Source organism: Eubacterium oxidoreducens (genome assembly GCF_900104415.1).
Taxonomy (GTDB): Bacteria; Bacillota; Clostridia; order Lachnospirales; family Lachnospiraceae; genus Eubacterium_C; species Eubacterium_C oxidoreducens.
The window spans coordinates 89,607-104,531 of sequence record NZ_FMXR01000014.1 but is presented as its reverse complement, the minus strand read 5'-3'; the positions used below and the strand labels follow the sequence as shown (position 1 = coordinate 104,531).

Below are 14,925 nucleotides of genomic sequence, written 5' to 3'. Positions count from 1 at the left end.
TGATAATCAAGCAGAAATCAGCAACAAAGTGCAGATTTCTGCCCAATATAACAAGTAAATAGTGCTGACGGTATCTGGGAGGAGCCAATATGACAAGACGGTTCGAGCCAACTGCGTTCTCCCTATGTGCGCACGGGAAACCGTGATCCACGATAATAGATAGCAGGGCTCTCGGCGGACCATTAGCCTGTTGGTAACCAATCCACGAATAACAGAGTGGCTACATGCCGGAGACTGTTAAACTGGCTCTTTCCAGATGCTGTCAGACAATAACAAATGTGACAATTATCAGGTGGAAAGTTTGTTGAGGCTTTCCTGCTTGACAAAGGTCACTTCATAACAGGGATAAATAGGTTGAACACTGCTTAAAAAATCGGGGCTATATTGATGATTAAACAAAGCACAAAGATGCCAAGAATTGGTATTCTTTGCTTTTTTGTTTATAAGAGATTTAGAAAATAAAAAAAGATCTCTAGGATGAGATCTTAAATGCACACACTGTGCAGCTGGAAATGGTATATGATGTTCCATAGTTTCGGCATTTTATTTTCCATAAATCAATCCATTGAGGATATACTGATTCTCGGAGGTGAATAGAAAGGGGCAAGATTGGATGATTTACGAAAAATAAGTTCCAAGGCGGATTAATCTTAATAAGTATCAGGTAGGTCGTTGTGGTGGGATTTCTTTTATCTCATGTAGGTATAGATACTTTTTAAAAGTTTATAGATTTCATGGATTATCAGGATATGATATTAGATGAAGAAAGAAAACAAAAGCAAATGGATTACATTGGATGAAATGTGTAATGCATGATTTATGCTACAATAAAAAGGCACTATTAGTTCTAAAGGAGGGAGCATTTTTAATGAAAAGTAGTAAAGTCGCCAGATATTTTTGGTGTGTAGTTGTAATCATTATAGTAATCGTTGTCGGAATAGTTGCGTTTAAAATATATTCTAATTCACATAACAAAACTGTTTCAGAAGTGTATATTTCTGATCTCATAAAGATAGAGAGACTTTACATGATGGATATTCCGATTTCCGGTGTTGTAACTGTTACAAAGGAGAAGAAAGATGGCAAGAAAGAGGATGCGGAATATATCCATTATCAGAATGCAGTTGTATCGGCTTATATTGATGTAGAAGACATTGAAGTAAAGGTAGATAAGGAAAATCAAGAGATAGATGTAACAATGCCAAAGGCGGAATTTACTAATGCGAGTATTGAGTATGAGAGTAAAGAAATATTAAAGAGAATCAGAACATTCAATGATGAAGATGTGGATATTGATCATCTTATAGTAGAAGATGCGAAGGAAAAGGCTTCTAAGTTCAGGGATACAGTAGAAGATACTGCGCAAGATACGATATATGAATTGATTGATACCTTGGTAAATGATGAGGAAACGCAGTATACAATTAAAGTTTCGGTTGATGGGGAGGCTGAAGATGATGAAAAATAGATGTATGATTATGGCAGCAATTGTACTGTCTATGTTTTCTTTGAGCAGTTGCTCTTCGGATAATAGTGTAAGTACAGTACAGTTACAAAAAGTTTGTGAACTGGCAACTATCCAAACGGAGGTAACCGCAGTTGCAGTTACGGAAAAAGGAAAGTCCAATATTCTGCAAGCAAATCGAACTTATTGGGAAGAGTTTGAAATGAATGTGGATTTGGCGTATGAAATAGAACCAGAAGACATAACGGTTAAAGGAAATACGGTGACGGTAATATTTCCATCACAACCGACTTTGAAATTCTCTCAGGCGGATACTGGAAGCAAGAGTTATTATTCGAAGAATTCGATTATAAAAAATAATATAACGATGTCAGATCGAGACGCGGCAAAAGCGGATGCTGTGGAAAAAGCCGAGAAAGAAATTTTGGAAAATGAAACGATTTGTGAAATGGCTGAAGAGCGTACAAAGGCTATAATAACATCATATATTGAGTCTTTGGGATCAACAATCAACAAAAATTATAAGGTTGAATTTAAGGATGAAGATTAAAACAAAAATATTCAAGTCCCGCAAGGGGGACTTGAATATTTTTGTTGATTGGTAGCAAATGAAAACGATTATGTCCAAAATTATGGAAGGGGAAAAAAACAACGAATAAAGAGTAAGAAGAATATCAAGATAGCTGATGGATTAAAGTTTTAAAAGAATGTCGCAACGACATTCTTTTTTTTTTTTTACATAATTTACTTGTAAGGATAAAAGAATTGTTTGAGTTTGGAGAGCCAGGTAAGAAAAGTGCAGCGCAGCCCCCAGGAATTGTCAGAGGTTGGGGAGCCGGGCAAGAAAAGCGAAGCGTCACCCCCAAGAAATGCCAGAGGTTGGGGAGCCAGGCAAGAAAAACGTAGCGCAGCCCCCAGGAATTGTCAGAGCTTGGGGAGCCAGGTAAGAAAAACGAAGCGTCAGCCCCAAGAATTGCCGGAGGTTGGGGGGCTAGGCAAGAAAAGCGAAGCGTCAGCCCCAGGAATTGCCGGAGGTTGGGGAGCCAGGCAAGAAAAGTGCAGCGTCACCTCCAAGAATTGTCAGAGGTTGGGGAGCCGGGCAAGAAAAACGTAGCATCACCCCCAAGAATTGTCAGAGCTTGGGGAGCCGGGTAAGAAAAGCGAAGCGTCACCCCCAAGAATTGTTTGAGGTTGGGGAGCCAGGTAAGAAAAGTGCAGCGTCGACCCCAAGAATTGCCGGAGCTTGGGGAGCTGGGCAAGAAAAGCGAAGCGTCACCCCCAAGAAATGACAGAGCTTGGGGAGCCAGGCAAGAAAAGCGAAGCGTCACCCCCAAGAAATGACAGAGCTTGGGGAGCCAGGCAAGAAAAACGTAGCGCAGCCCCCAGGAATTGCCGGAGCTTGGGGAGCCAGGTAAGAAAAGCGAAGCGTCATCCCCAAGAATTGTTATGGCTTGGGGAGCCGGGTAAGAAAAACGTAGCGCAGCCCCCAGGAATTGCCGGAGCTTGGGGAGCCAGGTAAGAAAAGCGAAGCGTCACCCCCAAGAATTGTCAGAGCTTGGGGAGCCAGGCAAGAAAAACGTGGCGCAGCCCCCAGGAATTGTCGGAGTTTGGGGAGCCGGGCAAGAAAAGCGCAGCGTCGCCCCCAAGAATTGCCGGAGCTTGGGGGCACCAGCCCAGAAACCAGGGACGCGCTCCCAAGAATCGCCCCAATGACATTTTTTGTATTAAAAAAAAAAATAATTTACTAATACTACCTAGAAACACTACCAGTTCGGCGTTTCCTCTGGTAGATAGGTTAAAAATAAAAAATAGTACTATTGACACACGAATGGTAAGATGGTACCATATGGTTAACTCGTTGGTAATAAAGTACCAAGAATGTGGGCGAAATTTAGAAACGTCTTTCGGATAGATGTAATAGTGTGAATTTAGGAGAAAGTGAGGATAAGGACATGAAGACAAAAGAAGGAAGATTTAAGAAAATGTTAGCCGGCATGTTATCGATAACAATGGCTTTTACGCTATGTTGTATCAATATGCAGGTTGCAAATGCAAGTGAAACAACGATTCCTAGTTGGCTTACAGCAAGACAAAGCGATGAGGATATTATATTGTCAGTAACAGACAATGCAACATATTCTATATCAGGCATTGCATCAGCACTTGGAGCACAAGCAGATACAAGTGGTTCGAATACGTCAATTAAGACAACGAACATTAATGTTACAGATTTAAGTAACTGGTATGTATATGACAGATATGATACATCTGTATATGCGGACCAGGCAGCTTATCTGGCAGGAACCGGCTATAATGAAGCATTAAGACCATATTTTGGTGATTCCGATAGTTCGGTGGAAACAGCTTGGCCAAGCAGCTTAGGAACACAAGGCGAGGCTGATTATGTAGATCTTACGGATAAGAATAATTGGACGATTGTAAATGCAAAAAGAGCGAATGAAGTACAATCAACTTATGGCGTGGCAGCCAGACATCTGAAAGAGCATATTTCAGCAGGTGTAGATAGCACCGGCGCTGCTAATATCTATTGGTATGGTTATTCGCAGACACAAGGAACTGACTGGGCGTTTTATCCGGCAGCAGCTGGTGGAAAAAAGACAGTTGATTATAAAGTAGATGCCAGCAAGATTTATTTCCATACCGTACCGCAGTCAGCAGGAACCGGATTTTTGATTAATACAAAGATTGTAGATGGAAAACTTTACGGATATGCAGTTATGACAAACTATACATCTTCAGGTAGCTATCCGTCAGGTATTTCAGGATTTACGATTTACAAATATGAAGGTGTAGACCTTACACAAGCACATAATTCATCGCTTACTTCCAAGGCGACAAGTATTATACAAAGTTCGGCAAATTTTTCAGCTTGTACAACGGCAAATGGATATGATCAAATTCAGATGCATATGGAAATTACAGATACGCATCTTTATATGACCATAACACCGATTGGCACTAGTGCAGCTCAAAATGCAACACCGGTAGTAGCTTTTGATGAGGATCTTAACGATTTATCAGCAGGTGGATTTGGACCGATTGTATCATACAGCTCACATGCATGTGGAACAACTTCCGCAGTTGATTTTACAGACCTTAAGATGAAACTATCAGAGTCAGATTCAACATTAAACGGATATGCCAATGCAGATTATACACAGTTTGATGATAACGGTGATTTATCAAAGAAATATTATGTACTTTTAGGAAATAATACCAATACCGCAGAGTCCGGTTATGTAGATTTCTTCGATCTCACCGGCGATAGAGCATTCTTAGAATTACTGAAGAAGGAAAATGTTGTATTAGTTACTAATCTAGAGACAGCACCGGTTAATGTGGAAGAAGGAAAGAATGGTACAAGATGTAATCTGGCAGATTATTTAGGTGAAGATAATGTCGTACAGGTAGATCTTAGTACTGCAACAACAGATGAAGAAATAGCCGAAATTATATATAATGCAATCAATAATGCACATTATAATACAACATCTTCACAAGCAGCTACAAATGCATTAGATAATCAAGCAACACCTACAGGAACCAATGTATATGTAGTAGAGAAAAATACCGGTGTACAGGTAGATACGATTAGCACGGGAAATTCTACATTTACAGAAGCATATCTGGAAGTAAATACAGATTTGTCAACCGATAACGCAGAAGGTATCGTAGTTACAGTATTAGATCCGGAAGGAAATGCACTAGAAGCACCGGATGAGAATAATACCAATAAGGCAACTTATGATCCGGATACCAAGACGATTCGTGTGCCGGTAACAGCGCTGCCGGGAACCTATAATATCTCGGTTAAAGACACTTTGACAGATACGGTAACACAGACAGTTGCATCCGCAACATCCTTTAGTGTAACAAAGAATATTGGTGTAACATTTAATGGAGTAACAAGTCAGAGCGGTCTTGCGATGGATGGTTGTTCCACAACAAATTCATTAGGCGCAGGAATCTTAGATACTTCATTAGGAGATTACACATTTGTTGTAAATCTGGATGGTGACCAGACAGCATTGTCAATGTATTCTGTTACTTGGGGACCAAATGGAACAGAAAATACACTGACCGAAGGAAGCGATTATAACGTAACAAAGATTGGAAATAAATACACATTTACCATTGATGCAGGAGCATTGGCAAGTATTCAAGATAACATCAATATAAATGCAGTATGCAGCAACGTATTTGATGAGATGGACAATGCGGAAATTGAAGATGCGTCTGGCTTAGGAAATGGAAATGTAATTACAACCTGCTCATCAGGCGAAGATTTTGTTGGTTATGTTAATGTAAATACGAATTATTATAAGAACTTAACAGCAGATCAGCTCGAAGTTTATTCCGATGATACATTGTTAGAGTATCAGACAGATTACTCTTATAATGAAACAACCGGCAAGGTTAAGATATTTGGAGATGTAATCGGAAGTTCCTTGACATTTAGAGGCGAGCCAACACCGGTTAACCTGAGCGTAACATTTAAGGAAGCACTTAATATTGAATATAGTGGCGAAGCAATTGCAGATTTTGATCATGATTATACGGCACAGATTACACCGGCTCATCACTATTATGTGAAGGAAATTATTGTAAAATCTGATTGTGCCGGACATGAAACACTGGTTTCACCGGATGATTATACCTTTGACGGAACAACACTTACGATTAAGAAGAACCATGTATGGGGAAATATCGTAGTAAGAGCGATTGCAGATACAACATATTACACAGTAACAAATAATGTAAGTCATCTTACTGTAGAAAGAAATAATGTACAGGTAACAGAACCACAGGATGTGAAGTATTCTACTGTATATACAGAAACTTTGGTTGCACCAAGCGGTTATTATTTACCGGAAAGCATTACACTTACTCGTGGTGAGGATACTCTGGTATTAGGCACGGATTATAGCTATGATCCACAGACCGGAGAAATTACGATTGAAGCAGAAGCAATTTCAGCTGATATCGTAGTAAATGCACAGGCAATACCAGATCTTAGTGTTACCACACAGCTGACAGGATTGACATTTGATGGTGAAGCAACAGTGAAACAGCAGACCGAGTATACCGGAACATTTGCACTGGCAGGCGATTATTACCGTTTGCCGACAGCAATCGAAGTATTTGCAGGAGATCAATTACTTGTAGCTAATGAAGATTATACTTACAATGCAACAACCGGAGCATTGGTAGTAAATGCAGATGCGGTAACAGATAACCTGAATATCATCGCAAGCGGTGATGACAGCAATATCATTGATGCAATGGATCACAGTGTGCTTACGAAAACGGATAAGACAACATTAGCACATGTGTACCAGGAAGATACAACAACTTATCTGTATGTGGTAGCAGACGAAAACTATAATTTACCAACACAAGAGCAGTTGAAAGTATATTATGACGGTGTATTATTATCTGCATTGGCGGACGAATACAGTTATAATCCTAACACAGGAAAGCTTAGCATTTGGAGTGACACATTAACAGATAAATCCAAGATGCTTACCGTTACAGCGGAACAGAATGCAGCTTCATTTGATGTCACATTTAATGGCACACATGTAACCAGTGATGGTGCAGCAACCGCAACATTTAATACAGATTATACAGCAACGCTAACCGCACAGGATGGTTATCGCCTGACAGATAGTATCACAGTAAAGGTTGGAAATGATACCCTGACAGCTGCAGATGAGTATACCTATAACGCATCTACAGGCGAAATCGTGATAAATGGTGCTGAGATTACGGATGATGTTACAATTACCGCAACCGCAACACTTAAAACATATAATGTCACATTAGATGCAGAAAATGTAACAATTACAGGAAGCGATGAGGCAACTCATGGACAGGCCTATACCGCAACACTCGAAGCAGCAGATGGTTATTCTTTACCGGAGACGATTGAAGTGAAGGTAGGCGAAAGTGTATTAGCAGCTGAAGATTATACCTATAACAAAGAAACCGGAGAAGTTGAGATTCTGGCAAATAAGGTAACCGGTAATATCACAATTACAGCAGCAGCGGACATTAATGTGTATGATGTAACCTTTGATGCAGAAAATGTAACAATTACAGGAAGCGATGAAGCAACTCATGGACAGGACTACACTGCAACACTTGAAGCAGCAGATGGTTATCTCTTACCGGAGACGATTGAAGTGAAGGTAGGCGAAAATGTATTAGCAGCTGAAGATTATACTTATGACAAAGAAACCGGAGAAGTTGTAATCGATGGAGCACAGGTAACTAATGATATCACCATTACGGTAAATGGAACAATCAAACAGTATAATGTTACATTGGATGAAAACAACATTACAATTGCCGGAAATGAAATTGTGAATCATGGTCAGGAATATGTAGCAACAATCGAAGCAGATGAGGGCTATTCTTTACCTGATAAAGTGAAAGTAAAAGTAGGCAATACGACATTAAGCGATCAAGATTACACCTACAATAAAGAAACCGGAGAAATTACGATTCACGCAGACAAAGTAGTAGGCGATATCACAATTACGAAGGTTGAGACAACACAAGAATCTACAGACACTAGCGAGACAACGCCAACCATTTCTACAGAAAATCAGACAGAAAATGAATTCGCACTGAACTCCGGATTAAAGGTTTCACAAAGTGGCTCAGTCATTAATGTGAAATGGGGTAAAGTAAGTAATGCAGATGGTTATGATGTCTATGCAGCATATTGCGGAACCAACTTTAAAGGACTTACCAAGACGGTTGCTAAGAAGTCTCAGGCAACAAAGATCAAAAAGCTGAATGGAAAGAAATTGAATCTTAAGAAGAATTACAAGATTTATGTAGTTGCATTCCAGAAAGTGAATGGTAAGAAGGTGATTCTTGGCAAGACTATTATGGCACATATTGTAGGTAAGAAGAATACCACTTATACCAACGTGAAGGAGATTAAGGTCAATAAGACCAGCTATCAATTGAAAGTTGGTAAGAGTGCTACAATTAAGGCAAAGACAGTTCTTGTAGATAAGACGAAGAAGCAATTATCAGACGCACATGCAAAACAGTTTAGATATGCTTCTACCAATAAGTCAGTTGCAACAGTATCTGCAAAGGGTAAGATTACAGCAAAAGCAAAAGGATCATGTAGCATTTATGTATATGCTAGAAATGGATATGCTAAGAAACTCAAAGTAACTGTAAAGTAAATAAGATTGCATACGCAATAGTAATAGCGCCGGCAAGCAGCCGGCGCTATTTTTTGACAAAAATTTAGGTGAACTTAATTCTTTTCATTTTTTATTAGATTCGAAATAGGCATCTGTGCAGTTATGATAATCATTTAAAAGAGTAGTAATGTCACAGGGTTTATGAAACAGGTAGCCTTGCACCAGCTCGCAATCTATATCCTGTAAAAATTGCAGCTGCTCTTGTGTTTCAACACCTTCTGCAAGTGTATGAATACCAAGCTCTTTGCATAAGTTTACAATGAGGCGAAGGATTCTGCGATTGGCTTGATTATGTTCATCAAGATTGTGGATTAGTTTCATATCAAATTTAATCCGGTCAAAGGTAAATTGACTAAACACGCTTAAGGAAGAGTAGTCACTTCCAAAATCATCTAACCAAAGCTCATAGCCTTCTTCCCGAAGCATTTCAAGCTGCATATGAAAATGGTCTGTTGCCCGGGCAATATCCTGCTCTGTAATCTCCACGATAATGAAGTCTTTGGGAATATTGTATCGTTGAAGAATCGTATTCAATTCATAAACAACATCTGCATGATCGAAATCTTGTGCAGAAAAATTAATGCTGATTTGAGAAAGTGGAAATCTTGCCTGATGAGCCAAGTGTAAGTCACGGCAGATATGTTCTACCATATAAAAGTCCAATTCATGAAGCAGATGAAAATGAGATAAAATCGGGATAAATTCGGCCGGTGAAATGGTTCCATATACCGGATCAATCCATCTTGCCAATGATTCAAAAATTGCAAATTTGTGAGTCGTAGTTCTTACGATACCATGATAAAAAGGTTGGATCCAATCCTGTTCCATTGCTTCATTAAAATGTTCAAGAATATAGCGTCTTTTTTTATATTGTTCATCTTGCTTTTGAGAGTAAAAATTACAAATCGTGCTTAAATCATCGCCAATATTCTTAAGAGCGATTCGGGCATAATCAACAGCTTTTGCAGCCGTCATATTCGGACGGACTATGCAAATGCCGACACGGATTCCAAGTGGTTTTCCATATGCCGTCTTTTGTACATGGTGATTTATGGTTTTGATGTTATCTAGAATGAGAGTTTTGGTTGAAAATTCATCAATGAGAACAAATTGATCATCTACAGCTCGTGCAATCATCGCATCCGGAAAGTATTCTTTGATTAAGGATGCATAAAGACGCAATAAATCATCTCCCCTAGAATATCCATATTGGGAATTATAATCATGTAAAGAATTGATATTGATATAGATAAGAACAGGCTGTTTTTCACAGGAAAGAAGAAGCTGTAGTCGTTCATCTGCGAATTGACGAAAGTACATAACATTGTGTAGGCCCGTTAAAGTGTCGCGAAATAAGGCATTATCCTCTTCGTCAACGGTATTGGAAAAGAGTTTGCCAAGCTTTCCTGCCGGATCCATCATGTCATAGTAAGTAAAGCAGACCATTTCAGAACCATCATTCATAGGCTGCCATTTTCCAATCAAATGAACCATTCGATAGCCTTCGCCGTTATGGATTTTATTGCGATATACAACATCTAAGTCATTCATTTTGGAAAGGAAGTTTGCGATATCATGCTTTAGCCAGAGCTTATCAGCCGGATGAACCTGGTGATACAAATCATGATTTAACTGATTTAAAAATGTCTCTCTGTCTTTGGTTCCGACATTACATAAGCCATCGGATATCAATTCGGCATGAAGCTTACCCTTTGATTGGTCAAATAAAACAAGTGGAAGTTGTAGGTTCTCATAAAAGATTCTTTCATTTTTTGATATCATAGGCTGCCTCCAATACAAGTTACATTTCATAGTGGCATAGTATAATTGTACTATTTGTTGTATCTATTTACAATGATGTGATTCATAGAAGAGGGGCAAATGGGTCGTGCTCCGCTTTGGGGGGGTGATAAGGTAATTTGATTGCGGGTAATAGATTCAATCGAATATTCAAAGGAAAACCGATATGCTAATATAAACCTACAAAGTTGGTAGGAAATAAAAGACCGACAAAAGAAAGGAGCAACAACAGGATGAATTTTTTAAGAATAAACCCAACTAGCAAATGTATGTGTAGCTGCTGTCTGATGGATGAGTTCCGGGAAGACGGTTTTAGCTATGCGCGAAGACGAGGCTGTTTGGGCATGGATAAGACCTGATGTTATGATGGCAAATGAAGCTATATGTAACGATTCCGGAAGCATGTTAGAATGCTTCTTTTTTTTATGTCAGAATTCATTATGATTTTCGACTGGGAGAAAAGGATTCACTTTTGATATGCAGAGATTTGTATCGGAAAGATATCAAAAAAAGGGATGCAAGTTCCGCATCCAATATCACGAAGCAAGAAATGAAAAATAAGAAAGGTGAAAAATATGAGTTTAAAAATTGATTCGCAACTAATACATGGAGGCGTGGATGGAGATTCTACGACAGGCGCAGTGAATATACCGGTATATCAGACTTCTACTTATCGACAGGATGGGTTGGGTAGAACGAGAGGATGGGAGTATTCAAGGACGGGAAATCCAACAAGAGATGCACTTGAACAATTAATCGCACAGCTTGAGAGGGGAAAGTATGGATTGGCATTTGCTTCGGGGCTGGCAGCGATTAATACCGTGCTTTCCTTGTTTCAGTCAAAAGATAAATTGATTGTCTCAGATAATATTTATGGTGGAACATTTCGGATTCTTGATAGCGTATTTAAGAATTTTGGCATTACCTATGAGATTGTAGATTCTTCGAATGTAGAAGAAGTAGAAGCAGCGATAGATGATGATGTTAAGGCAATTTACATAGAAAGTCCTGCCAATCCACTTTTAACAGTAACGGATATTGAGGCGATTGCTAAGGTGGCACATAAGAAAGGAGTGCTACTGATTGTAGATAATACATTTCTGACACCATATTTGCAAAGACCGCTTACCTTGGGGGCGGATATTGTTGTGCACAGTGGAACGAAATATTTAGGTGGCCACTCTGATACAGTCGCAGGACTGGTTGCGGTAAATGATGAGAAGCTGGCAGAGCGCTTATATTATCTGCAAAATTCCATTGGTGGAGTGCTTGCACCGTGGGATAGTTTCTTGATTATCAGAGGCATTAAAACACTTGGTGTACGCATGGAAAAGCATCAGCATAATGCGCGAATCATTGCAAAATGGTTGGGAGAATCCGGATATGCTACGAAGGTATATTATCCGGGGATTGAACAAGATAAAGGGTATGCAATTCAAAAAAAGCAGGCAGATGGTCCGGGAGCCATGATTTCCTTTGTGCTTGATGAACAATATGACTATCAGATTTTTCTAGAGAATTTGAAACTAGTTACGCTTGCGGAAAGTCTTGGAGGAGTAGAGTCTTTGGTATGCCATCCGGCCAGCATGACGCATGCTGCAATTCCGGCGGATATTCGAAAAGAAGTGGGAATTGTAGATGAGTTAATCCGATTATCTGTCGGTATAGAAGATGTGGATGATTTGATAGACGATTTAGAACAAGCAATAAAAATTGCCAAAAGGGGGTGACAAATAGTGGATGTTCATATGAGTGTTCAGGAACTGATAGGACATACTCCCATGCTGAGGCTAAATCATTTGGGGATGAAAGAAGAAACGAAAGTGTTTGCAAAATTGGAGCTGATGAATCCGGCAGGAAGTTTAAAAGATCGTGTTGGAGCTTATATGGTAAAAGATGCACAAGAGCGGGGAATTCTAAAAAAGGGCGGTACGATTGTGGAGGCTACAGCAGGAAATACGGGAATTGGGATTGCACTTGCTGCGCTGAATAAAGGATATCGGGTGATCTTCACGGTGCCGGAAAAATTCTCCATAGAAAAGCAAAAGGTGATGCAGGCATTAGGGGCACAGATTGTGCATACGCCAAGAGATGAGGGGATGCTTGGGGCAGAAAAAAGAGCACAAGAAATTATGGAACAGATTCCAGGCGCAGTGTCGATGCGGCAGTTTCATAATCCGGCTAATCCGTTGGCGCATTATGAAACCACAGGTCCGGAGATTTATGAGCAGATGGAGGGAAAGATTGATTATCTGGTTGCAGGAGCCGGAAGTGGAGGGTCTTTTTCCGGGATTATGAGATATCTAAAAGAAAAAAATCCGAATATTGAGGGCGTATTGGCGGATCCATATGGCTCAGTTATAGGTGGTGGTGAACACGGTGATTACGATATTGAAGGAATCGGAAATGACTTTATTGCAGACACTATGGATATAAAACTGGTGGACCGTGTGATAAAAATTACGGATGATGAGGCTTTTGAGGCAGCACGTATGTTAGCCAAAAAAGAAGGTATATTGGCTGGAACTTCATCGGGCGCTGCACTTGCTGCCGCACAAAAATTGGCAGATAAGATAGAAAAAGGCAATATCGTGGTAGTATTACCGGACAGAGGAGATAGATATCTTAGTAAGGGCTTGTATGATACAAAAAATTGATTGCGCATTATAAAAGTTAAGAATTATTCAAGAATAAGAAACAATGCTATCATGGCAACTAGTTTTGAACTCAGTCGGAGTACAAGCTCCGACTGAGTTAAACGCTCCGCGAGGATGCACACGGATTCGGACAGGAATTTGTCTGCTGAAGCAGACCCGAATCCGGCGCGCAAGACTCGCGAGCGAGTCTTGAATAGAGAAAAATAAAAATGATATAGAAACGTTGTTATGGTGAAAGGATAAAGGAGATATGTATGAGTATAGAAAAAAAATCAACGATTAATCTATCGCTACCGGCTGTAGAGATCCGAGAAGTAAGAACCAATTCTATAACAGGATATGATGGTAAGGCGAAAGATCTGGTAGAACAATCGCACAGCGGAGGCTTAAAAGATATAAAACGCTCCTTTCAACAATGCGCCGGATGTTCAATTGAGAAGGCTGCATGTATGACCGTTTTGATTCAGGACGCAGCGGTGATAGAACATGGTCCGATTGGATGTTCTACCTGCTTTCATGAATATAATTTTACATATAGTGTAAATGCGGATTTGAGAGGCGTTGCCCATCCAACGCAAAGAAAGGTGTTCTCAACCAATCTTCAGGAAAAGGATACCGTTTATGGAGGGGTTCAAAAACTGGCGAATACCATTCGGGATGTATATAAAAGAACCCATGCTTCTGTAATCTTTGTGCTATCAACCTGTGCGGCTGCAATTATCGGAGATGATATCGAAAGTACCTGTGATGAGGCAGAAGATGAGCTGGGGATTCCAATTGTTCCGATTGTTTGCGAAGGATTTCGTTCAAGGGTATGGACAACCGGATTTGATGCGGCATATCACGGGATAGCCAGAAAATTGATTGATAAGCCGGCTAAGAGACGAAATGATGTGATTAATGTCATTAACTTTTGGGGAAGCGATCGATTTTCAGACTGGTTTGCTCCATTTGGATGTAAGCCAAATTATATCACGCCGTACGCAACGGTAAATACACTAAGAAAATCCGGAGAGGCTGCGGCAACGGTGCAGGCATGTTCGACGCTAGGCAGTTATTTAGCAGCAGTACTCGAAAAAGAATTTGGAGTGCCGGAGATTGAGACGGCGCCGCCATATGGAATCGCGCAGACAGATCGCTGGTTTAGAGCGTTAGGCAAGATACTTCACAAAGAAGATGTAGCAGAAGAGATTATTGCACAAAAGAAAGAAAAGTATCTACCTAAAATTGAAGCCCTTAGAGAAAAATTAAAAGGCAAGACGGCTTATGTTACAGGAGGAGCAGCGCATGGACAGGCACTTCTTGCGGTATTAGGGGAACTTGGAGTGAATGCAGTCGGGGCATCTATTTTCCATCATGATGCAATCTATGATTCGGGTAGACAAGAGGATGATCAGCTTAAGAAAGCCGTAGAAGATTATGGAGATATATCCAATTATAGAGTCTGCTCAAAACAAGAATATGAGCTGGCGAATTCACTTGGAAAACTAAGACCGGATGTACTTCTTGCAAGACATGGAGGAATGACCCTTTGGGGGGCAAAGTATGGAATACCGAGTCTGTTGGTAGGGGATGAACACTTGAGTATGGGATATGAAGGCATCATAGATTATGGAGAGCGTATCTTAGATACGATTGAAAATGATGAATTTGTAAGAAATCTGCAAAAACATGCCATTAATCCATATACGAAATGGTGGTTGATGCAAAGACCGGATTATTTCTTTGAAAAGTAGGACAGATGAAAGGAGCA

General features: G+C 40.0%; 7 protein-coding genes. 6 read left to right on the top strand and 1 reads right to left on the bottom strand.

The annotated features are described in order from the left end of the window. The first annotated feature begins 868 nt into the window (after positions 1 to 868). From BLS20_RS10010 to BLS20_RS09985, 3 genes are all read left to right on the top strand, one after another. Positions 869 to 1,468, top strand: coding sequence for a DUF4230 domain-containing protein (locus BLS20_RS10010; protein ID WP_176762368.1), 600 nt, complete (start codon positions 869 to 871; stop codon positions 1,466 to 1,468). Next, on the top strand, positions 1,455 to 2,015 hold the full coding sequence (locus tag BLS20_RS10005) for a DUF4230 domain-containing protein (protein WP_176762367.1): 561 nt from the start codon (positions 1,455 to 1,457) through the stop codon (positions 2,013 to 2,015). Before BLS20_RS10010 ends, BLS20_RS10005 begins: the two co-directional genes overlap by 14 nt. A 1,402-nt stretch (positions 2,016 to 3,417) precedes the next feature. Then, positions 3,418 to 8,694 carry an Ig-like domain-containing protein gene (locus BLS20_RS09985; RefSeq protein WP_090174226.1) on the top strand — a complete coding sequence of 1,759 codons (5,277 nt, stop codon included), beginning with the start codon at positions 3,418 to 3,420 and terminating at the stop codon, positions 8,692 to 8,694. Positions 8,695 to 8,778: 84 nt separating this feature from the next. Here BLS20_RS09985 and BLS20_RS09980 read toward each other — a convergent pair whose 3' ends face one another. Further along, on the bottom strand, positions 8,779 to 10,497 hold the full coding sequence (locus BLS20_RS09980) for an EAL domain-containing protein (protein WP_176762366.1): 1,719 nt from the start codon (positions 10,495 to 10,497) through the stop codon (positions 8,779 to 8,781). Positions 10,498 to 11,090: 593 nt separating this feature from the next. Between BLS20_RS09980 and BLS20_RS09975 the strand changes: the two genes are divergently transcribed. The 3 genes from BLS20_RS09975 (at position 11,091) to BLS20_RS09965 (ending at position 14,908) form a co-directional block, all read left to right on the top strand. Next, positions 11,091 to 12,245, top strand: a complete 1,155-nt coding sequence (locus tag BLS20_RS09975) for a trans-sulfuration enzyme family protein (protein WP_090174224.1) — start codon at positions 11,091 to 11,093, stop codon at positions 12,243 to 12,245. 18 nt (positions 12,246 to 12,263) lie between these two features. After that, entirely contained in the window at positions 12,264 to 13,172 is a 909-nt protein-coding gene (cysK, locus tag BLS20_RS09970) for a cysteine synthase A (protein WP_090174237.1), read from the top strand. A gap of 254 nt (positions 13,173 to 13,426) precedes the next feature. After that, positions 13,427 to 14,908 carry a nitrogenase component 1 gene (locus BLS20_RS09965; protein ID WP_090174223.1) on the top strand — a complete coding sequence of 494 codons (1,482 nt, stop codon included), beginning with the start codon at positions 13,427 to 13,429 and terminating at the stop codon, positions 14,906 to 14,908. Positions 14,909 to 14,925 lie beyond the last annotated feature (17 nt).